The following is a 17,769-nucleotide window of genomic DNA, read 5'->3' as shown; positions in this document are numbered from 1 at the left end:
GGTTTCGCGGTGCCCACTGAAACCCCCTAGGTTCAACTCAGTGACGACGGCAGACCATGGCGAGTTCGCTCAGTGCCTTCCTCGGAGAAATCGGCCGCCATCAGTTGCTGACTCCCGAACAAGAGCTCACCCTGGGCCGCAAAGTGCAGGCCATGGTGGCGCTACAGGAGCGTTGCAGCCTTGCCGGTGGCAGTGGTGATGCCTGCGACTACAACGAGCTTGAGCGGCGGGCGTTGCGGCTGGGCGAGCGGGCCAAGGATCAGATGATCACCGCCAACCTGCGCCTGGTGGTGAATCTGGCCAAGCGTTACCAGGGCAAGGGCCTGGATCTGCTGGATCTGATCCAGGAGGGCACCCTCGGCCTTACCCGCGCTGTTGAGAAGTACGACCCCACTCGCGGTCATCGCTTCAGCACCTATGCCTATTGGTGGATTCGTCAGGGATTGAACCGGGCCCTCTCCACCCAGAGCCGCACGATTCGCATTCCTGTGAATGTGAATGAGAAGCTCACCCGCCTGCGGGCCGCCAAGGCCCGGCTGCTGCAGGCCTTGGGCCAGTCGCCCAGCCCCAGCGAGCTGGCCCGGGCCATGGATCTACCCCTTGTGGAAGTGGAAGACCTGCTCGGCTGTGAGTTGCGCAGCGTCACCGTGAGCCTGCAGGGGGTGGTGAAGTCCAAGGCGGATCCCACCGAGCTGGTGGATGTGCTGCCCAGTGACGAGATGCCGCCGATGGAGCGGGCCGAGCTGGCGGAGCGCAGTGCCTCGGTGTGGAAGCTGCTGGATCAGTCGAACCTCACCCCCAAGGAGCGCACGGTGGTGATGCTCCGCTTCGGCCTCGACGGCGGCCATGAGTGGCGCACCCTGGCCGAGGTGGCGCGCCAGCTGGGCTGCAGCCGCGAGTACTGCCGCCAGGTGGTGCAGCGGGCCCTGCGCAAGCTGCGCAAGGCCGGCATCCAGAGCGGGCTGGTGGAGGCCGACTGAGACGGCGGGTTGGGCTCCTGTGCGTTTGCGGCCAGCTCCAGCCGGTTAGCCGCCATCGAATGCAGCGCCAACCGCCCTGGGATTTCTGCCGGAGTGCATCCACACTGGAGCCGTTCTTCGACAGCGGGGACCAGCCATGGCCTCGTCCCAATCGGCCCCCGGCGGCCCGTTTGCCAGCTCCGCCGCCCATGCCGGCGGCGGCGTCGAAGTGGACGCCGAGGTGCTGGGCAGCAGTGAGGTGGATGAGGGCGCCCTGCGCCGTCTGCTGCGCCGTGCCGGCCGCACCCTGGCCCGCCCGGCCCTGGAGTGCCTGGAGCTGCTGCTTGACGGCAACACCCCGCCCCAGGTGCGGATCACGATGCTGGCGGCCCTGACCTACCTGCTGGTGCCCCTCGATCTGATCCCTGATTTCATCCCCGCCGCTGGCTTCAGCGACGACCTGGTGGCCCTGACCGCTCTGTTGGGCCTGTGCACCACCCACCTCAACGACGACATCCGGGCCCGGGCACAGCGCAAACTGGATCGCTGGTTCCCCCCAGCGCGCTGATGGCCCCGCTGACGGCCGAAGATCTCGACGATCTGCAGGCCTTCCTCAAGGACTGGTTGCGCCATAGCGGTCGCACCCAGGCCGACCTGCGCCGCGCCTTGCGGGCCAGTTCGATCCGCATGCCCGTGCTGCTGGAGGAGCTCATGGGCATCCACGGCCGTGACGGTCTGGTGGGGCTGGCCGAGCGGCTGTGCGCCATCGAGGGCCTCTGGCAGGGCGAAGACCAGGGGGGGCAGTCGGATCTGGCCCCAGACCTGGAGGACTCCCTCGGCCAGTTGGATCTGCTGCTGCAGGAGATCCGGCTGGAGAGCGGCGACGGCTGAACCCTGGGCCGCCGCCAACATCCTGGGCTGTCGTCCGACCAGGAGGCCGCCGCCAGACCATTGGTCAGGCGGCACCTTCCCAGCCCCGCCCTGGCCGGCAGAGTGGGAGGACATACCCCGCACCCCATGACGGCGTTTTCTGCCCATCCGATTCCAGCCCCCGGCGTCGGCCGTTGGCTGGGGGCCCTGGTCGCCACCGCCGGTGCCCTGCTCCTGGGGGATCCGGTTCAGGCCCAGAGCGAGCGCTTTCTGCTCGGCCCGGGCAGCAACGTGGGCCCCGCCACCCAGGTGGAGCCCAAGAACTGCGTCACCGCCGCTGACGGCTCCATCACCTGCGACACCAAGCTGGTGAACCCCGAGGGCAACACACCCGCCAAGCCCCAGTTCGATCCCTTCAAGAATTGAGCCCGCCCATGCGGTTCCGTGGCCAGATCGGGCCCTGGGTTGAGGACGCGGGCTTCCTGCGCTTCATCCACCGCTTCGAGCGTCTGATCGCCAAGGTGCTCTCCTTGGGGCTGGTGTTCGTGGTGCTGGTCGCCACGGCCCAGCTGCTCTGGTTCCTTGGCACGGATCTGGCCGATCTGCGCGTCCAGTGGGTCGGTGAGCCCTTGATCAGTCTGCTGGATCAGATCCTGGTGATCCTGATCGCCCTGGAGGTGCTCCAGAACCTCACGGCCTACCTGCGCGAGCACGTGGTGCAGATCGAGCTGGTGCTGATCACGGCCCTCACCGCACTGGCGCGGAAGGTGATCGTGATGCCCCCCGGCATCCAGAAGGATCCCGGCGAACTGGTGGGCCTGGGCGCGGCGGTGCTGGCCCTGGCGGCGGCCATCTGGCTGGTGCGCCAGTCCCACATCACGCGGATGCCGACCAGAAAAGCGCTAACCACAGGGTCCCCGGAGCCGGATCCGTCGCCACCACCCGGTGGCGGCGGCCGGCCCTGATCAGCAGGCTGTCGCCCACGCACAGATCCCGGGGCTCCGACTCATCCTCGAACTGCAGCCGGGCACTGCCCCGCAGCACCAGCACCCACTCCGCTTCCTCCTGCTCGTACCAGAAGCCGGCAGGGCTAGCGGCGGCGTTGGAGTGGATCCGCTCCAGCCGCACCTGGGGCGTCTGAACCAACACCTCCACCCGCTCCTGACCCGGCTGCGGGGGGAGACCCTCCAGCAGATTGGGCTGGTCAGCGGGCCCTGGCGGCCGGCTGGCCGGCTGGTCGCCCCAGCGGCGGCCGATGTCGAAGCCGAAACCGGCAGCCAGGGCCACCACCTCGTGGTGACTGCTGCAGTCCCGCAGGGCCTGGCGCAGGGCTGGATCGGCCTCGCTCAGGGCCGCGAAGGCGTTGAGCTGGGCGATCTTGGCGAGAAACTGCTGCAGCTGGGCTTCGGCCATCGGCCCAGTATCGGCAACGCTCAGGCCCCTGGACCTGAGCCTTCCTCGGGTCGCCCCAGGGGCAGGGCCATGCGGAAGCGCCGGAAGCCGATGCCGCCGATGCGCAGCTCCTCGATCCAACTCACCCGCCAGCCCCGTCTCGCGAACAGCGGCCGCGACAGCACGCTGGCCTCTGTGCGCAGCTCGCCCACGCCAAGGCGCCGGGCCTGCTCCTCCAGGGCCTCCAACAGGGCGGAGGCCCGTCCCTGGCGCGTGAAGTGGGGATGGCAGTAGAGCAGTGCCACCCGCTCCGGCGGGTCCAGCACGGCGAAGGCGCGGGGAAGCCCGTTGTTGTCGCAGCTCACCAGGCCCCAGCCGCGCTCCAGGCAGCGACGCAGCATGGGGGCGTCCGCCTCGGCCTGCCCGGCCCAGGCCCGCACCTGGGCCGGGTCGTAGCGCCCGGGGGCCAGGCCGCGGACGGCCTCGCGGTAGATCGCCAGCACCTGCGGCTGATCCTGGCTCTGCAAGCGGCGCAGGTTGACCATCGCCAGACCGTAGAAGCTGAGTGGGGCCGGCCGCCAGGCACCGTCCCGCCGGAGGCCATGGCGTGGGATCCACCCAGCCGGCGTGCTCCTGAGGCGTCAACCCAGCCGGATCAGCTGGATGGCCTCCTCCCGCTCGTCCCAGTCCGGATCGGCCACCATCAGGGCGTTCTCGCCATAGGCCGCCGGATCGCAGGAGAGCAGCACGACCTGCACCCCGTGCTCGATGGCAAGCCGCAGCATGCGCCGCAGGCCGGGCAGCCGCTGCGGATCGCTGTTGGTGAAGGCGTCGTCGAACACCAAGGGCAGGCAGCCGTCGTAGGCGGGCTGGAGCACCTCGGCCAGGGCCAGCCGCAGGGCACCTGCCAGCTGCTCGCGCATGCCCCCGCTCAGCTTCTCGAAGTCGTAGGCCTCGCTCCCCTGGCGCAGTTGCAGGTCCTGGAAGCCCCGCTCGGGATCAAAGCGCAGCAGTGGTGCCCGCGGATCCCGGCCCAGAGCCGCCAGATAGGGGGCGATGGCCGCCCCCAGGGGTTCGCTGTAGCGGTTGGCGAGGTCGGTCTGGGCGGCGTGGAAGCGGGCCTGCAGCAGCTGCAGGGCCTGGCCCTGGCTCTCGATGGCGTCACGCTCGGCTCGGGAGGCCTCCCATTCGGCCTGGCGGCGCTCCAGCTCCGCGACCGGGTTCTCGGCCCCGAGCCCGGCGCAGCGCTGCTCCGCCTGTCCCAGCTGGGTGAGCAGGCTCTCCCGCTCCTGCTCCAGGCGCTCCACGGCGGCCCCAAGCCCTGGGGCGGGATCGGCGGCGCCGGGCTCGGCAGTGGCGGGTCCAAGGGCTGCCAGCGCGGCATCAAGCGATGCGATCTGAGCCTGCCGCTCGCGCCACTGGCCCTCCAGCTCCGCCAGGGTCGCGTCGGCGTCGCCACCTCCCGCTTCGCCCTCCGCGGCCGCCAGGCGTTCGGCCAGGGCCCCGAGCGATCCGGCCAGCTGTTCGAGCCGCCCCCGGCTGGCCACCAGCTCGCGGCCCAGCTCCCGCTCCCGCTCCTCGGCCTGCTGCAGCTGCTGGGTGGTCTGCTCCAGCTGGCGCACCAGCAGCGTGGTCGTCTGCCGCAGCCGTTGCAGCTCCTCCTCCAGGCCATTGCGGTCGAGGCCGTCCAGGGCCGGGGTCTCCGGATCGGCGGCCAGGTCCTGGCGGATCGGGTCCAGCGCGGCCAGGGCCAGCTCCAGGCGCAGGCGCCGGGGTTCCAGGGCCGTGATCCGCTCCTGCAGCCCGGCCCAGGGGATGGCGCTTGCGGCCTTGCGCAGGTTGCTGAGGTCGCTCTCGAGTGCCCGTCGCTGGCGCTCGATCGCCTCCGCCATCTCGCTGTCCGCCACCCCCAGACCCTCCTGCAGGCCCGTGAGGGCGGCCTGGCTGCGCTCCAGCTCGGTCCGGGCCTGGGGCAGGGCCTCGCCACCGCCCGGGCTGAGGCGCAGGCGCACACCGGCACCCACCTGCAGCTCGCTGCTGCCGCTCAGCAGCTGGGGCTGGCCGATCTCCAGCGCCAGTCCATCCAGGTGCACCGGCAGGTCGGCGCTGAGCAGCTCCAGACTGGCGGCCATGGCCTGGCAGCGGGCCCTGGCCTCCGCCAGGGCCCCTTCCGCCCGCCGCAGCTCGCGCACCTGCTCCGTGCCGATGGCGGGCAGGGCTGCCAGCCGCTGCTTCAGCCCCTCGGCTTCCCTCTGCAGTCGCCCCAGCTGCTCCTGGTGCTCGCGCAGCTGACGCTCCTCGGCCTCCAGCTGCAGCTGATCGAGCCGCAGCTGCAGCAGCTCCTGGCGCTCCAGCAGCCGCTGGCGCTGGCCCTCGAGTCGCAGTCGCAGTTGCCCGCCACGCTCGCAGGCGGCACGGCTGGCCGCCAGCTCCGCCTCCAGCCGCTGCACCGCGGCCGCCTGTCGCGCCTGGTCCTCCAGCTGCTGGGCCTGCTGTGTCAGCAACTCCTGCCGCTGCCGCTGCTGGCGCCGCAGCCGCTCCAGGGCCTCGGCCAGGGGATCCCGCTCGGCGATGGTCAGGCGCCGTCGCTGCTCCAGCTGCTCCAGCTGCCGCAGCCGCTCAGCCTCCTGCCGCTGGCGGGCCAGCAGGGCCGGTCGCTCCTGGCCCTCAATGGCGCTCAGGCGCTCCTGGATGGCGCGCAGCTGCTCCATGGCCGCCTCCAGTTCGCTGAGCCGCTCCCGGGCCAGGCCCAGCTGGGTGGCCGCCTCGGCTTCGCGCCGCTGCACCTCCGCCAGGCGTGAGCCGGCTCGCACCTTGCCCGTGCCGGTGAAAAACTCCGCCACACGCTCCTGCAGCAGCTCCAACACCCGCCTGTCCAGGGGCGATTCCAGGGCGCCGCTGCTACCGCGCTGTTGCAGCTGATCCACCAGCCGGCTGAAGTCGTAGCTCTCCTGCTTGGCCTGGAGCGGATTGCTCGCCGCCTCGCCCTGGCGCACCCAAAGGTGGGCCCAGCGCTCCGGCAACTGGCGGATCTGTGTGCCGGTCACGGGGCCCTCCACCCCCAGCAGCGCCGCCAGCTGCTCCTCGGCGGCGGCCCCCGAGAGGGCCACACCGGCGCCGTTGCTGAGCTGGCAGGTGCCGCTGGCGCCGGCGAAGCGCTTGCGCAGCTGCCACGCCTGGCCGCCGGCCTCAAAGCCGATCTCCACCTCCGGCAGGCCCGGATGCAGGCGCGAGCGCAGCTCCTCCACGCCCCGGCCGGTGGCGGTGGCCCGCAGGAACAGGCCCTTGTGCAGGGCCTCCACCAGGGTGGATTTGCCAGTTTCGTTGGCGCCGCCGATCAGGGTGAAGCGGCGGCCGAAGCGCAGTCCCAGGTCGCGGTGCTGGCGCAGCTGGCGCAGGCGGCAGTGCAGGAGACGCATCGCTTCCCCCTCAGCCCCGCTCCGCCGCCTGCAGGCAGCGGTGCAGTTCGCCCAGGGCACGCCGGATCAGGGCGGCTGGATCGTCTGGCCCTTCGCTGGCCGGGGCCCCGTTGGCCTGGGCCTCAGGGTTGCCGGCCTCCAGCAGATCGGACTGCAGGCCGGCGGCCACCCGCGCGATCAGGGGATCTCCGGGCCGGCCGGTGAGCTGCGCCAGCTCGGCCTCCGCGGGGGTCTCGACGCAGCGTCCCCGGCGCTTGAGCCGTAGCAGCTGGGCCTCCAGCCGCTCCAGCAGGGCTTCGTAGCGCTGGTGACCCTCCAGGCTCAGGCCCCCACTCTCCTCCAGCAGCAGCAGGTCCTGGCGGAGGGCATCGCCCAGCAGCTGCTCGAGCTGCCCCTCGAAGCGCTCCAGATCGCCGTCGCCCGTGAAGTGGACCCGCAGCGGCAGCCAGCGCAGCTGGCCGGTGGGCAGCGGCTCGACCCGCGGCGGCGCGCCCCGCTCGGCCTCCACCAGCAGCACCTGGCCGCCCTGGTAGTCGGAGCTGCGCGGAAAGCGGTCGGGCTCGGGGGTGCCGGCATACCAGCTCTTGGCATTGACCTGCTTGAGGCCGTGCCAGTCGCCCAGGGCCACGTAGTCGACCTGCTCCAGCAGGCTGGCCCCCAGGTGCAGGCGATTGCCGCTGGCGGCTGGGTTCTCCTCATCGGCGTCCAGGTCGGCGCCGCCGAAGCCGTGCACCGAGCCGTGGGCCAGCAGGATGCGCGCTTTGCCGGCCGGCAGGGAGGCCCAGTCGAGCTGGCGCACCCAGCCGCAGGGATCCTCCGCCTCGCTGCGGCGCAGCAGCGGGCAGGGCAATAGCACCGCCTGCTCCAGCTCCAGCGGTTGCCGCTCCAGCAGCAGCCGCAGGTTGGGGGCCCGCCGCTGCCGCTCCGTCTGGAAGAACCCCCCGTGCCAGACGCTGCCCGGGGCGCCGTGGTCGTGGTTGCCGGGGATAACCAGCACGGGGATCTCCAGCCGACCGATGGCCTGACAGACGGCACTCACGTCGCTGCTGCTGGGGGTGGGGGAGTCGAACAGGTCGCCCGCCACCACCAGGAAGCTGGCGCCATGGGCCCGGGCGGCGGCCCCGATCCGATCGATGGCCTCCAGGCGCACCTGGCGCAGGCGGGCCCGCTTGTCGGGATCGTGGACCCGGGCGTAGGGCTTGCCGATCTGCCAGTCGGCGCTGTGCAGAAACAACGGCATGGGGCGGCCCGATCCAGCGGATGCCCATTCCAGCGCCTGGCGGGTGCTCCGGTGCGCCCGGGCTGACCGACAGACTGGATGGGTGTCGCTCTGTGCCGATGGCCGCTGTCCTGCCCGGCTCTGCTGAAACCGCCGCGGGGGTCGTGGCATCGGCTGGACTTCGGCCGCGCTGGTGGCTGCGGCTGCTGGTGCTGGGGGCCCTGCTGCTGCTGTTGCTCTGGCCCCGGCCCGCCTGGGGGGTGTCCGACGCGGTTCCGGCAGGCGATGGCCCCCAGGTGGCCAGGGGCGCCCAGCTGTTTGAGCAGCACTGCGCCGGCTGCCATGTGAATGGCGGCAACATCCTGCGCCGCGGCAAGACCCTGAAGCTGGCCGCACTGGAGCGCTACGGCCGCGCCGACCCCGCGGTGATCGCCACCATCGCCGCCGCCGGCGTGGGCCAGATGGGGGGCTACGCAGCGGTGCTGGGGGATGGGGGCCCCGAGGCGGTGGCCGGCTGGGTCTGGCAGCAGGCCCAGGCCGGCTGGCCCCGGGGCTGAGGGGGCAGGCCCTTGGTGCACCCTGCCTGTGCCAGGAATCATTCCGGGCATGCTGTTGTCCCGGTGTCTGTGACGATGCCTACAGAGAAGGGAGATCGTTTGGATACCCCCTCCCATGGCTAACACCCTTTTTCCTGCCCTCTTGCTTGGTGCTGGGGCTGCGCTCGGCGCCACGGGTTTCGGCGCCGGTCCCGTCCGGGCTGCTGAGGTTGCGCTCGGCCAGGTGCCGCCGACCCGGGCAGAGGCTGCCGTGGCCCAGAGCAGGGCGGCTGAAGCGCCGATCGCCCAGGCCGCCCAGAGCGATCAGCAGCTGGCCCAGGCCAACGTGAGGGTCGCCCAGGGCTCTGTGCCGGAGCCTGTGCCCTACGAGCAGGGCAAGGGCTTCTACGCCACGATCGGCCTGGGCGCCCAGTGGCCCCAGCACCGCAGCTTCGACATCAACAACACCGGCATCGACGGGGATGTGAACAGTGGCGGCGGCTTTTCTGGTGACATCGGCCTCGGCTACGACTTCGGCGCCATCCGCACCGAGCTCACCTACGGCTATAGCCGCTCCAGCATCAATGACATCAACATCAGCACCAACCGCTTTGGCAGCGCCCGGGTGGGGGCCTCGGGCAATGTGGACAAGAACGATGTGCTGCTGAGTGCCTACTGGGACATCCCCACCGGCTCTCGCTGGTCACCCTATGTGGGCGGCGGCATCGGCTACTCCAACATCGGCACACCCAACATCAGGGTTGGCGGCATCAATACGGGGGGTGGCAACTACGGCGCCTTTGGCTATCAGGCCAAGCTGGGTGTGAGCTACATCGCCAGCTACAACACCGACATCTTCCTTGAAGGTGTTTACCAGGGCGCCACAGGCCAAACCGTCAACGCCGTGGATTTCGGCTCCTTCAACAGCTGGGGCGCCAAGCTCGGCTTCCGCTATCGCTTCGCCCAGCGTCCGGTGGCCGAGCCGATGGCGGTTCCTGTCCCCGCGCCCCGCTACACCCCTCCGGCCCAGGCTCCTGAGCCTGCTCCGGCCCCTGCGCCCATCCGCGGCCTGTGGTGAGAGGGGCGGCTGCCGCGCGCGAGGGTCTGAGCCTGGGCGCTGAGAAAGCCGCGATCAGAAGGCCTGGATCCAGGGGTACACCTGAAGGTCGGTCCAGATGCCATGGCGCCAGTAGATGTCGCCATGGACCAGCTCCTCCACCTGCTCGCGGCTCTCGGCCTCGTAGATGCCGAACACGTGGCTGCTGTCCTCGGTGGGGCCCAGCGTCACCAGGAGGCCGGCCTCCTTCTGGCGCTGCAGCCCCGCCAGGTGCTCCTCCCGGTAGGGGGCGCGCTTGGTGAGGGCATCGTCGCAGTAGGTGCCCCAGAGCACGAAACGCATGGCGGCTGGCGTCTTTCAGGCCCGACCCTAGGCGCTGGCTGGCTCTCGGGCCTGGGATCCAGGGTCGCTCCTGGGGTTCCGCTGACGGCCTGGCGGCAGCACCATCACTCTGGCCCTTCCCGACGGATGCCCCATGGACCCCCTGTTCACCCCGCCTCCGCCGCAGGAGCCGGCCCCACCCCCGGCGGGTGGCCCGGCGCTGCGGCTGCGGACCCTGTGGATCGCCTGGTTTCTGGCGATGCTGTTTCACACCGACCTCGGCCTGATGCCCCTGTTCCATGGGCTGTCACCGGAGATCGAGAGTCATGTGGACCCGGCGCAGCTGCCGGCGGTGTTCGCAGCCATGCTCGGCTACTTCCTGGTGCCCCTGGCGGCCCTGGTGGTGATCGCCTATGCGGAAACCAGCCCCAGGGCTTGGCGCCGCTGGCGCTGGTTTCACCTGGGGTTGGGACTGCTGTATTCCGCCACCAACATCGTCCACATGGTGGTGGACATCCTGATCCCCGATTCCCGGCTTGACCAGGTCGTGCTGATGGGGGTGATGGTGTTGCTTGGGCTGCTGATCAACCTGGAGAGCTGGCGTTGGTGCCGCGCTCCCCGGGTCGCCCGTTGAGGGTCTCTGACGGAGCCCGCTCAGCTGATGCTGAGGCCGATGCCCAGCAGGGTGATCATCGCCGCGATCACGGCCACGGCCCAGTAGGCGTGCTGGTTGGCGTCGGCGCGGGTTTCGCCGGCCACCATGGCTACCTCATCGGCGTAGAGGTTGTCGTGGTTCTCCATGTCGTGGGTGTGCATGGCTGGCTCCCGTGGTTCCCGAACCGTAGAAACGGGATGGGCACTTGTCAGCCGATCCGGCCCCAGCGGCCCATGAACGGCCAGCGCAGCAGCAGGGGCGTGGCCCCCTGCTCCGGCCAATGGCCGGCCAGCTCCCGGCCCAGCTCCGCCAGCGGTTGTTCCACGCCCTGTTCCCGAGCCGCCTGTACGGCGGACCAGGTGCCCAGATAGCCGAGAAGCCGGGCCAGATCCCACTGGCGCTCGATCCAGAGTCCCCGGGGAAAGGGGCACTCCCGGCCGGGGAACTCCAGATCGGCGTAGGCGCGATCCACCAGCTGCCGTTGGGGCGGCCACCAGGGGGCGAGATCCTCGTTGTAGAAGCGATCGAGCAGCGCCTGCAGCGGGGCGCAGTCCAGCTGGAGTGGCAGGTAGCCGATCCAGGCCATGGCGGCTCCCGGCCGGGCCACCCGCCTCACTTCCGCGCTGAAGTCGGCGCCGGCGAACCAGTGGATCGCGGCGGCCACCAGCACCCCATCCACGCTGGCGCCTGCCAGGCCGCTGGCATGGGCCGGGGCCTGGCGGTAGCGGATGCGGGGGTGACGTACGGCCTGGGCCAGCTGGGCCGCGCTGGCGTCGCTGGCCTCCACCCGGGCGAACTGGGCGGCCAGATCGAGGGCGGCCTGGCCGTTGCCGCAACCGCAGTCCCACACCACGTTGGGGGCGGCGCAGTGGCGGGCGAAGGCGGCGAAGAAGGCGGGCGGGTAGGTGGGCCGGAAGGCGGCGTACTCCGCGGCCACGGCCCCGAACAGGGCCGCCGGCCGAGACGGTGGCGGCGCGTCCGGGCGGCTCAGGCGTCCAGGGCGGCGCGCAGCTCGCCGCAGAAGCGTCCGGCGGCGGAGGCCCCGTCCTGGCCTGTGGCACCGGCCTCCGCCATCACCTTCACGAGGGCGCTGCCCACGATGGCGCCGTCGGCGCCCCAGTCCCGCACCTGGCGGGCCTGCTCGGGGCCCGAGATGCCGAAGCCCACCGCCACCGGCGTGGGGCCCAGGGCCTTGAGCTGCCGCACCAGATCGGCCACCCGCGATTCGATCGTGGTGCGCACCCCCGTCACCCCGGTGACACTCACCAGGTAGGTGAAGCCGCGGCTGCTGGCGGCGATGCGGGCCATGCGCTCGGGCGGGGTGGTGGGAGCCACCAGCAGCACCAGATCCAGGCCGTGGCCGGCGGCGATGGCGGAGAGGGTCTCGGCCTCCTCCAGCGGCAGATCGGGCACCACCAGGCCGGCGGCGCCGGCGGCGGCGGCTTCACGGCAGAACGCCTCCATCCCGCGGTTGAGCAGCGGGTTGCTGTAGGTGAACAGGATCACCGGGATCGTGAGCTCGCCCTGCAGGCTGCGCAGCATCTCCAGCACCCGGCCGGGCGTGGTGGCTGCGGCCAGGGCGCGGCTGGCGGCTGCCTGGATCACCGGGCCGTCGGCCAAGGGGTCGCTGTAGGGGATGCCCAGCTCGATCAGGTCCGCGCCGGCGGCCTCGAGGGCCAGAAGCGAGGAGCGGGTGACGTCCAGCTCCGGGTCACCCGCCATCAGGAAGGGCATCAGGGCGCAGCGCCCCTGGTCGCGCAGCTGGGCGAAGCGCAGCTGGATTGGGGAGGCGTTGGTCACGGCAGCGTGGGTCACGTCGGCAGTCGTTGCGGCGGCAGTGGTCACGGCGGCAGTCGTCGCGGCAGCGCTGATGGGCCGGTGGGCGCGGTGCCTGTGAGCCTATGGGGTCGGGGGGCGGGGTATTGGGAACAGCGGGCGGGGCTCAGAGATCCGCCGTGTCTTCCAGCTGGCCCAGCTCGCGCAGCAGCTGGGCCTGCTCGGTGGGGCTGAGGGCATCGAAACGCTGTTGCAGGACGTCGTCCGTGGCCGTGTCGTAGAGGTCGCGGTAGCGGCGGCGCTGCTCCATGTAGGTCATGTTGCCCGTCACGACCCGCAGCAGGTAGGAGCCCGTCCAGCCGAGCACGATCACCACCAGCACCGCCTGGGCGGCGATGCCGGCCGAAAAGCCTTCGAAGCCCGCGGCCTGGAACCCCCAGTAGCCGAGGCCGCCGATCGCAAAGACAGCCAGGCCGGCCAGGAGGGCCGTGCCGCGGCTGATGCCAGAGGGAGCGGGCATCAGAGGTCGCCCTGGCCCGCCATGCGCAGGTTGAGGAAGGGGGCGAACAGGATCAGGCCCGGGAAGAACAGGAACACCAGCCCGTAGACGGCCGTGCGCTCCAGCTTGCCCATCACCATCCAGCGGCGGTTCATCCACCAGAACAGGGCCAGCGGCGCTACCACCAGATAGGTCCCGGCCAGGGCGACAACGGCGGCGAGCACCAGCAAAGACTCGGATCCCACCTGGTCCGCCAAGGCGCCGAGAGAGGGAAGGGCGGCCAGGGGGCTCAGGATCCCAGGCAGGGGCACGGGGCTGGCGGCGTAGTTCTGAGCATGAATCTAGGATGGCCGGGCCGGCGGAGGGGCGCGCCTGGCCCGGGGGCATGGCGGAAGTGGTAGACGCAACCGACTTAAAATCGGTAGACGGCGACGTTGTGGGGGTTCAAGTCCCCCTGCCCCCATCTCTCTGCATCCACTGCCCTGCTTGATCGCCCAAGCCAGTCGATCGCCCGCCCATGGGCCGCGCGATTGACGCGATTGGATGGCTGATCAGGGCCGCCGCATGGCCCGCCGCAGTTGCCCCAGGCAGAGGCCGCCGTGGGAGCACACGGCCACAAGGTGGCCGTTCACATAGGTGCCGGGACCGGTGCTCGCCGATCCCCCGGGCGAGGAGCCGCCCGACGGGTTCAAGTTGTTTGGGCTTATGCCCTGCGAGCCCTGGCTCTCGGCTTTGCCCAGGCTGTTCCTCACCTGTTGGAGTGTGCCGCCGTACTGCGGGGTGGCGGTGCTGTTGAGGGTGCCCTGGATGGCGCTGGCGCCGGTGGCATCCAGCAACGTCTGGGCCTGGGCGGCGGGGCCCATTGCCAGCAGGGCACCGGCCAGCAGGGCACCGGCCAGCATCGTGGTCGTCAACGGGCCAGGGGGCTTGGGAGAGTGTGAAGGGGGCATGGAGGGCCGTGGTGGTCCTGGGCCCAGGGTAGGCAGGGAATGGGCCTCGGTCTGGGGCCTGTTCAACGGCGGCCCAGCAGGTCCTCCCAGCTGGGGGGAGCCGCGGGCACGGGGTGGGCCGGCCGGTGCTGCTGGCGCGCGCCGCTGCGCACAGGGGTCTGGCTGCCATGGGCAGGCCTGGGAATCTGTCGGGTCATGGAGATGTCCCCTGGATTGGGGATGGGATGTGGATATGGATGTCGCACCGAGACCCTCTCGCCAGCCGCTGGGCGCTCTGGGGAGGAGGGGTCTCAATCCAGCCCTGGGGCTGGTGGGTCGGCCCGGGTCGCGGGGGCCGTGTCTGTCTCGGAACTGGACGACTTCCAAGAAGAAGGGCGTCCGGTCACTCAATCGGTGCTGGATTCCGGCGTTGGCTTGTGGGTTCTCGCCGGGTGGGCCATGGGGCCCGCCGCGACCGCCGGATTGATTGAATATAGGGCCTGGTGCCAGAAGCGGCTCCGCGCTAACACCGGGCCACTCGCCAGTCGGCTGTGGACCGTTCCCCGATTGCCCGGCGTTCGCCGCTGCCGGTGCTGGCGGCCCTGCTGCTGGCCCCTGCTGTCCTGACCCCGCCGGTGCTGGCTGATCCGCCCCCCGCAGCCAGCTCCGGTCTGATCAGTCTCAGCCGCACCGAGCGGCACATGGATGGCACGGGAGATCCCGTCTGGGAACTGGCCCTGCTGATCCCCGGCCAGCCCACGCGCCGCTTTGACGCCCTGGTGGGGCGGGCGGCCCGCCAGGCGGCCGATCGCGACAAACTCGGCAGCCAGGCGCCCCTGCCCAAGGGCCGCTACCGGATCAGCGAGGTGAGTGCGATCGAGACCGGTGACAATCCGGAGCTAGGCCGGCTGCACTGGATCGGGCTGGAGCCGCAGTTCGCCACGGCCCGCCGGGGCCTGGGGATTCACCACGATCCCAGCGCCGGCCTGGGCCGCCGCAGCGGTACCGATGGCTGCATCGGTCTGATCCAGGGCAACGACCTGGTGACCCTGGTGGATCTGGTGCGTCGCAGCGGCATGCGCGAGCTGGAAGTGCGCGACTGAGGTTCGCCCCTCAGCGGCCCGGCTGAGCAGCGCGGCTGGGGGCGCAGCTGTAGCAATCGTCACATCGAGCTGCGCCATCGGTGTTGCGGGGCCGAGCCATGCGGTTTTTAGGGTCCCCTCAGGCGTTGTGATCCGGCCTGCTTCCCCAACCATGTCCCCTCTTGATTGCTGTTCTCCGTTGAACGACACTCCGTCCAAGTCCCGGGGGCCTGAGGGTCTGCGGGCGGTTTTCTCGCCCGTGCGCCTGGCGGGAACGGCCCTGCTGACGATCAGTTTCAGCGCGGCGATGCTGGCGGCCAGGGCCCAGCAGGCTGGCGGCGCGCCGGCTGCTGCCGGGGAGATCGGCGTCTATTCCGGTCGCCACTACAACACCGACCAGGAGCTCTACCGCCGCTTCACGGCCCGCACCGGCATCAAGGTCAAGCTGCTGGAGGCCAAGGATGACGCCCTGATCGAGCGCCTGCGCAACGAGGGCAGGAACAGCCCCGCCGACGTGCTGGTGCTGGTGGATGCGGCCCGCCTCGACAAGGCCGCCGACCTGGGCCTGTTCCGGCCGACGCGTTCGGCCGCTTTGCTGCGGGATGTTCCCCTCGACCTGCGCGATTCCAAGGGGCGCTGGTATGGCCTCACCCGCCGTGTGCGCATGGTGGTGGTGAACCCGAAGCTGGTGAATCCCGCCAGCATCCGCACCTACGCCGACCTGGCCGATCCGGCCCTCAAGGGAAAGCTGTGCCTGCGGGATCGCAAGAGCGTCTACAACCAGTCGCTGGTGGCCGACCAGCTGATCCTGCGGGGCGAGGCCGCGGCCACGGCCTGGGTGAAGGCGATGACCGCCAATGTGAGCCAGCCCTACTTCACCTCCGACACGCCGCTGGCACGGGCGGTCGCCAGCGGCCAGTGCGGCGCCGGGCTGGTGAACACCTACTACGTGGCCCGCATGCTCTCGGGCGAGAGCGGGGCGGCCGACCAGGCCCTGGCCCGCCGTCTGCGGCCGGTCTTTCCCAAGCCGGCCCATGTGAACCTCAGCGGCGCCGGGGTGACGGCCCATTCGCGCAATCCCCAGGCGGCCCTGAAGCTGATCGAGTTTCTTGCCTCCCCCAGCGGCGGCAAGGGCTACGCCGAGGCCAACCACGAGTACCCGCTCAAGGGCTACGGCGACAACGCGATCCTCAAGGGCTTCGGCGCCTTCACGCCTGATCGGGTCTCGGCCGAGCAGATGGGCGCCAAGAACCGGGCGGCGGTGCGGCTGATGGAGGCCAGCGGCTGGAAGTGAGCCGCTGGGGCGCCAGCCTCGCAACATCCAGTTGTTACTGAGAATCGCTTGCAAAAGGGCGGCGGGTTGTTTATCTTGCGAGTCATTCGCAATAGGTCGCCAAGCGGCCGCTCCCGTCCATGGGTCTCCGCTTCCCCTCCTCCCCTGCCGCCTCCTCCGCTGCCGCCACTGCTGGTGCCGCCACGGCTGCTGTCGCCTCCCCCTGCGCCCTACCCGTGCGGGTTCCCATCGGCCAGAGCGTGCTGCTCGATCCCGGCCTGCGCGGCGAGGGCGGTTGCATCGAGGTGCTGGAGGGGGTGGCCCGCGTCTACTGCCCCTGCGAGGAGACCGCCGGCATGACCCTCGCCTTTCTTCAGAAGGGAGATCAGCTGCGCACCGATCGCCTCTGCAGCGAGGGCATCTGCGTGGAGGCCCTCACGCCCCTCCAGTTCCGCTGCGATGGCGAACCTGGCCGCGGCGACGGCTTCGACCCAGTGAACGAGTGGACCCTGCAGCTGCTGCGCATCCGCCACCTGGGCAGCGCTGAGCAGCGCCTCCATGCCCTGCTGGCCCTGCTGGTGCGGCGCCTGGGTCGCCGCTGCGGCCCCTGGTGCGACCTGCCCTTCCGCCTCACCCATGAGCGCATCGGCGAGCTGATCGGCGCCACCCGCGTCACCACCACCCGGCTGCTGTCGCGTATTCGCCAGGCCCAGCTGCTGGTGGTGCCGGCTGGCCAGGGCGGCCTGCGCCTGGCGCCGGAGCTGGTGGAGTCGGCGCCGCTGGCGGCCAGCTGAGGCCGCTCGGACTGCCCGGATCGCGGCGGGTCGGCATGCACCGGATCTGGATCGCCAGCGCAGGGGCACATGCGGCAGCCTGGGGGTCGCATCCCACCGCTCCCATGCAGCGCCGCGCCTTCCTCAAGCTGGTCCCCCTCCTGGCGGCGGGCGTCGTGGGGGCGGGGCTGCTGTTGCCGGGCCTGGGGGATGCCAGGGCCCAGAGCGTCCAGCGCCCCCTGCGTTTCCTTGCCGTGGCCGACACCGGCAGCGGTGATTCCAACCAGCGGGCCGTCGGCCGGCAGATGGCAGCGGTGCACCGCCAGCGGCCGGTGGACCTGGTGGTGCTCGGCGGTGACAACATCTACCCGTCCGGAGACATGGCCCTGATCGAGGCCACGTTCCGCCGGCCGTATGCCGAGCTGCTGGCGGCCGGCGTGCCCTTCCACGCCGTGCTGGGCAACCACGACATCCGCACCGCCAACGGCGACCCCCAACTGGCCTACAGGCCCTTCGGCATGGCGGGCCGCTGGTACAACCTGCGCCGCGGGCCTGTGGAGTTCTTCTTTCTCGACACCAACGGCAACGCCGACCGCCAGCGCCAGCTGAGCTGGCTGCGCACCGTGCTGGAGGCCAGCACCGCCCCCTGGAAGGTGGTGGTGGGGCACCACCCCATCGTGTCCTCGGGCTTCTATGGCAATGATCCGGGGGCCCAGGCGCGGCTGGTTCCGCTGCTGCGTCGCTATGGCGTTGCGCTCTACATCAACGGCCACGAGCACCACTACGAGCGCAGCCGTCCGATCGACGGCATCACCTACCTGATCGTGGGCGGCGGCGGCGCCAGCCTGCGCCCGGTGATTCCCGGGCCCCAGAGCGCCCGGGCCCTCAGCACCTTCAGCTTCGCGGAGCTGGAGGCCAGCCCCGAGCGCCTCAGTCTCAGGGCCTGGGACAGCCAGGGCAAGGAGATCGACCGGGCGGTGCTGGCGGAGCGGCCCAACTCCTGAGCCTG

General features: G+C 71.0%; 24 protein-coding genes and 1 tRNA gene. 13 read left to right on the top strand and 12 right to left on the bottom strand.

Going from position 1 to position 17,769, the window contains the following annotated elements:
• The first annotated feature begins 56 nt into the window (after nucleotides 1–56).
• From CJZ98_RS01780 to CJZ98_RS01760, 5 genes are all read left to right on the top strand, one after another.
• Nucleotides 57–980: a sigma-70 family RNA polymerase sigma factor gene (locus CJZ98_RS01780; RefSeq protein WP_094587802.1), complete on the top strand. Its 924-nt coding sequence runs from the start codon at nucleotides 57–59 to the stop codon at nucleotides 978–980.
• A gap of 136 nt (nucleotides 981–1,116) precedes the next feature.
• Complete coding sequence (locus tag CJZ98_RS01775; RefSeq protein WP_232756105.1) at nucleotides 1,117–1,527, top strand: YkvA family protein; 411 nt, start codon at nucleotides 1,117–1,119, stop codon at nucleotides 1,525–1,527.
• The gene (locus tag CJZ98_RS01770; RefSeq protein WP_094587801.1) at nucleotides 1,527–1,850 is read left to right on the top strand and encodes a hypothetical protein; all 324 of its coding nucleotides are present in this window, start codon (nucleotides 1,527–1,529) and stop codon (nucleotides 1,848–1,850) included. The genes CJZ98_RS01775 and CJZ98_RS01770 overlap by 1 nt, the downstream gene beginning before the upstream one ends.
• 126 nt (nucleotides 1,851–1,976) lie before the next feature.
• Nucleotides 1,977–2,255, top strand: a complete 279-nt coding sequence (locus tag CJZ98_RS01765; protein ID WP_232756104.1) for a hypothetical protein — start codon at nucleotides 1,977–1,979, stop codon at nucleotides 2,253–2,255.
• An 8-nt stretch (nucleotides 2,256–2,263) separates the two neighbouring features.
• Nucleotides 2,264–2,794, top strand: coding sequence for a phosphate-starvation-inducible PsiE family protein (locus tag CJZ98_RS01760; protein ID WP_094587800.1), 531 nt, complete (start codon nucleotides 2,264–2,266; stop codon nucleotides 2,792–2,794).
• Here the strand turns inward: CJZ98_RS01760 and CJZ98_RS01755 are convergent.
• The 4 genes from CJZ98_RS01755 to CJZ98_RS01740 all read right to left on the bottom strand — a co-directional run bounded on the left by CJZ98_RS01755 (nucleotide 2,706) and on the right by CJZ98_RS01740 (nucleotide 7,880).
• The gene (locus CJZ98_RS01755) at nucleotides 2,706–3,242 is read right to left on the bottom strand and encodes a Nif11 domain/cupin domain-containing protein (RefSeq protein WP_094587799.1); all 537 of its coding nucleotides are present in this window, start codon (nucleotides 3,240–3,242) and stop codon (nucleotides 2,706–2,708) included. The two genes, CJZ98_RS01760 and CJZ98_RS01755, sit on opposite strands and share 89 nt — an antisense overlap.
• A 20-nt stretch (nucleotides 3,243–3,262) precedes the next feature.
• Nucleotides 3,263–3,766 (bottom strand): GNAT family N-acetyltransferase, encoded by a 504-nt coding sequence (locus CJZ98_RS01750; RefSeq protein ID WP_094587798.1) that lies wholly within the window; start codon nucleotides 3,764–3,766, stop codon nucleotides 3,263–3,265.
• A 96-nt stretch (nucleotides 3,767–3,862) separates the two neighbouring features.
• Nucleotides 3,863–6,640, bottom strand: a complete 2,778-nt coding sequence (locus CJZ98_RS18120; protein ID WP_157910832.1) for an ATP-binding protein — start codon at nucleotides 6,638–6,640, stop codon at nucleotides 3,863–3,865.
• 10 nt (nucleotides 6,641–6,650) lie between these two features.
• Entirely contained in the window at nucleotides 6,651–7,880 is a 1,230-nt protein-coding gene (locus CJZ98_RS01740) for a metallophosphoesterase family protein (RefSeq protein WP_094587796.1), read from the bottom strand.
• Between the two features lie 98 nt (nucleotides 7,881–7,978).
• Between CJZ98_RS01740 and CJZ98_RS01735 the strand changes: the two genes are divergently transcribed.
• Both CJZ98_RS01735 and CJZ98_RS01730 read left to right on the top strand, forming a co-directional pair.
• Nucleotides 7,979–8,416 carry a c-type cytochrome gene (locus CJZ98_RS01735; protein WP_094587795.1) on the top strand — a complete coding sequence of 146 codons (438 nt, stop codon included), beginning with the start codon at nucleotides 7,979–7,981 and terminating at the stop codon, nucleotides 8,414–8,416.
• A 250-nt stretch (nucleotides 8,417–8,666) separates the two neighbouring features.
• Nucleotides 8,667–9,473 carry an outer membrane protein gene (locus CJZ98_RS01730; RefSeq protein ID WP_094587794.1) on the top strand — a complete coding sequence of 269 codons (807 nt, stop codon included), beginning with the start codon at nucleotides 8,667–8,669 and terminating at the stop codon, nucleotides 9,471–9,473.
• A 54-nt stretch (nucleotides 9,474–9,527) separates the two neighbouring features.
• Here CJZ98_RS01730 and CJZ98_RS01725 read toward each other — a convergent pair whose 3' ends face one another.
• The gene (locus CJZ98_RS01725; protein ID WP_094587793.1) at nucleotides 9,528–9,794 is read right to left on the bottom strand and encodes a YciI family protein; all 267 of its coding nucleotides are present in this window, start codon (nucleotides 9,792–9,794) and stop codon (nucleotides 9,528–9,530) included.
• A gap of 133 nt (nucleotides 9,795–9,927) precedes the next feature.
• On the opposite strand from CJZ98_RS01725, the gene CJZ98_RS01720 reads away from it, so the two are divergent.
• Nucleotides 9,928–10,407, top strand: a complete 480-nt coding sequence (locus tag CJZ98_RS01720) for a hypothetical protein (protein WP_232756103.1) — start codon at nucleotides 9,928–9,930, stop codon at nucleotides 10,405–10,407.
• Between the two features lie 20 nt (nucleotides 10,408–10,427).
• Here CJZ98_RS01720 and CJZ98_RS18690 read toward each other — a convergent pair whose 3' ends face one another.
• The 5 genes from CJZ98_RS18690 to CJZ98_RS01700 form a co-directional block, all read right to left on the bottom strand.
• The gene (locus CJZ98_RS18690; RefSeq protein ID WP_198537416.1) at nucleotides 10,428–10,589 is read right to left on the bottom strand and encodes a hypothetical protein; all 162 of its coding nucleotides are present in this window, start codon (nucleotides 10,587–10,589) and stop codon (nucleotides 10,428–10,430) included.
• 47 nt (nucleotides 10,590–10,636) lie between these two features.
• Complete coding sequence (locus CJZ98_RS01715) at nucleotides 10,637–11,365, bottom strand: class I SAM-dependent methyltransferase (RefSeq protein WP_108723268.1); 729 nt, start codon at nucleotides 11,363–11,365, stop codon at nucleotides 10,637–10,639.
• 50 nt (nucleotides 11,366–11,415) lie between these two features.
• Nucleotides 11,416–12,228, bottom strand: a complete 813-nt coding sequence (trpA, locus tag CJZ98_RS01710; RefSeq protein ID WP_094587896.1) for a tryptophan synthase subunit alpha — start codon at nucleotides 12,226–12,228, stop codon at nucleotides 11,416–11,418.
• 142 nt (nucleotides 12,229–12,370) lie between these two features.
• Nucleotides 12,371–12,706: a DUF3007 family protein gene (locus tag CJZ98_RS01705; RefSeq protein WP_094587894.1), complete on the bottom strand. Its 336-nt coding sequence runs from the start codon at nucleotides 12,704–12,706 to the stop codon at nucleotides 12,371–12,373.
• 17 nt (nucleotides 12,707–12,723) lie between these two features.
• Entirely contained in the window at nucleotides 12,724–12,960 is a 237-nt protein-coding gene (locus CJZ98_RS01700) for an NAD(P)H-quinone oxidoreductase subunit L (protein WP_094587892.1), read from the bottom strand.
• 122 nt (nucleotides 12,961–13,082) lie between these two features.
• On the opposite strand from CJZ98_RS01700, the gene CJZ98_RS01695 reads away from it, so the two are divergent.
• Nucleotides 13,083–13,166: transfer RNA gene (locus tag CJZ98_RS01695), tRNA-Leu, on the top strand.
• A gap of 88 nt (nucleotides 13,167–13,254) precedes the next feature.
• On the opposite strand, the gene CJZ98_RS01690 is transcribed toward CJZ98_RS01695, so the two are convergent.
• Together CJZ98_RS01690 and CJZ98_RS19305 are read right to left on the bottom strand one after the other, a co-directional pair.
• Nucleotides 13,255–13,617 (bottom strand): hypothetical protein, encoded by a 363-nt coding sequence (locus CJZ98_RS01690; protein WP_157910831.1) that lies wholly within the window; start codon nucleotides 13,615–13,617, stop codon nucleotides 13,255–13,257.
• A gap of 98 nt (nucleotides 13,618–13,715) precedes the next feature.
• The gene (locus CJZ98_RS19305; RefSeq protein ID WP_255082186.1) at nucleotides 13,716–13,850 is read right to left on the bottom strand and encodes a hypothetical protein; all 135 of its coding nucleotides are present in this window, start codon (nucleotides 13,848–13,850) and stop codon (nucleotides 13,716–13,718) included.
• A 333-nt stretch (nucleotides 13,851–14,183) separates the two neighbouring features.
• Here CJZ98_RS19305 and CJZ98_RS01685 point away from each other — a divergent pair, with 333 nt between their 5' ends.
• The 4 genes from CJZ98_RS01685 (at nucleotide 14,184) to CJZ98_RS01670 (ending at nucleotide 17,764) form a co-directional block, all read left to right on the top strand.
• Nucleotides 14,184–14,735, top strand: a complete 552-nt coding sequence (locus CJZ98_RS01685; protein WP_232756102.1) for a L,D-transpeptidase — start codon at nucleotides 14,184–14,186, stop codon at nucleotides 14,733–14,735.
• Nucleotides 14,736–15,021: 286 nt separating this feature from the next.
• Complete coding sequence (locus tag CJZ98_RS01680) at nucleotides 15,022–16,008, top strand: extracellular solute-binding protein (protein WP_198537426.1); 987 nt, start codon at nucleotides 15,022–15,024, stop codon at nucleotides 16,006–16,008.
• Between the two features lie 119 nt (nucleotides 16,009–16,127).
• Nucleotides 16,128–16,781: a helix-turn-helix domain-containing protein gene (locus tag CJZ98_RS01675; protein ID WP_094587789.1), complete on the top strand. Its 654-nt coding sequence runs from the start codon at nucleotides 16,128–16,130 to the stop codon at nucleotides 16,779–16,781.
• A gap of 104 nt (nucleotides 16,782–16,885) precedes the next feature.
• Nucleotides 16,886–17,764 (top strand): metallophosphoesterase, encoded by an 879-nt coding sequence (locus tag CJZ98_RS01670; RefSeq protein WP_094587788.1) that lies wholly within the window; start codon nucleotides 16,886–16,888, stop codon nucleotides 17,762–17,764.
• The last annotated feature ends 5 nt before the right edge of the window (nucleotides 17,765–17,769 follow it).

Source organism: Vulcanococcus limneticus LL (assembly GCF_002252705.1).
Classification (GTDB): Bacteria; Cyanobacteriota; Cyanobacteriia; order PCC-6307; family Cyanobiaceae; genus Vulcanococcus; species Vulcanococcus limneticus.
Note: the sequence above shows the minus strand (reverse complement) of the source record. Positions and strands in the feature narration are given on the sequence as shown.

Excerpts from the sequence above, each read along its gene's own strand:
- CJZ98_RS18120 (WP_157910832.1), bottom strand. The coding sequence starts at position 6,640 with ATGCGTCTCCTGCACTGCCGCCTGCGCCAGCTGCGCCAGCACCGCGAC.
- CJZ98_RS01675 (WP_094587789.1), top strand. The coding sequence starts at position 16,128 with ATGGGTCTCCGCTTCCCCTCCTCCCCTGCCGCCTCCTCCGCTGCCGCC.
- CJZ98_RS01725 (WP_094587793.1), bottom strand. The coding sequence starts at position 9,794 with ATGCGTTTCGTGCTCTGGGGCACCTACTGCGACGATGCCCTCACCAAG.
- CJZ98_RS01720 (WP_232756103.1), top strand. The coding sequence starts at position 9,928 with ATGGACCCCCTGTTCACCCCGCCTCCGCCGCAGGAGCCGGCCCCACCC.
- CJZ98_RS01780 (WP_094587802.1), top strand. The coding sequence starts at position 57 with ATGGCGAGTTCGCTCAGTGCCTTCCTCGGAGAAATCGGCCGCCATCAG.
- CJZ98_RS01770 (WP_094587801.1), top strand. The coding sequence starts at position 1,527 with ATGGCCCCGCTGACGGCCGAAGATCTCGACGATCTGCAGGCCTTCCTC.
- CJZ98_RS01760 (WP_094587800.1), top strand. The coding sequence starts at position 2,264 with ATGCGGTTCCGTGGCCAGATCGGGCCCTGGGTTGAGGACGCGGGCTTC.
- CJZ98_RS01765 (WP_232756104.1), top strand. The coding sequence starts at position 1,977 with ATGACGGCGTTTTCTGCCCATCCGATTCCAGCCCCCGGCGTCGGCCGT.
- CJZ98_RS01775 (WP_232756105.1), top strand. The coding sequence starts at position 1,117 with ATGGCCTCGTCCCAATCGGCCCCCGGCGGCCCGTTTGCCAGCTCCGCC.
- CJZ98_RS01740 (WP_094587796.1), bottom strand. The coding sequence starts at position 7,880 with ATGCCGTTGTTTCTGCACAGCGCCGACTGGCAGATCGGCAAGCCCTAC.
- CJZ98_RS19305 (WP_255082186.1), bottom strand. The coding sequence starts at position 13,850 with ATGACCCGACAGATTCCCAGGCCTGCCCATGGCAGCCAGACCCCTGTG.
- CJZ98_RS01680 (WP_198537426.1), top strand. The coding sequence starts at position 15,022 with ATGCTGGCGGCCAGGGCCCAGCAGGCTGGCGGCGCGCCGGCTGCTGCC.
- CJZ98_RS01750 (WP_094587798.1), bottom strand. The coding sequence starts at position 3,766 with ATGGTCAACCTGCGCCGCTTGCAGAGCCAGGATCAGCCGCAGGTGCTG.
- CJZ98_RS01735 (WP_094587795.1), top strand. The coding sequence starts at position 7,979 with ATGGCCGCTGTCCTGCCCGGCTCTGCTGAAACCGCCGCGGGGGTCGTG.
- CJZ98_RS18690 (WP_198537416.1), bottom strand. The coding sequence starts at position 10,589 with ATGCACACCCACGACATGGAGAACCACGACAACCTCTACGCCGATGAG.
- CJZ98_RS01670 (WP_094587788.1), top strand. The coding sequence starts at position 16,886 with ATGCAGCGCCGCGCCTTCCTCAAGCTGGTCCCCCTCCTGGCGGCGGGC.
- CJZ98_RS01755 (WP_094587799.1), bottom strand. The coding sequence starts at position 3,242 with ATGGCCGAAGCCCAGCTGCAGCAGTTTCTCGCCAAGATCGCCCAGCTC.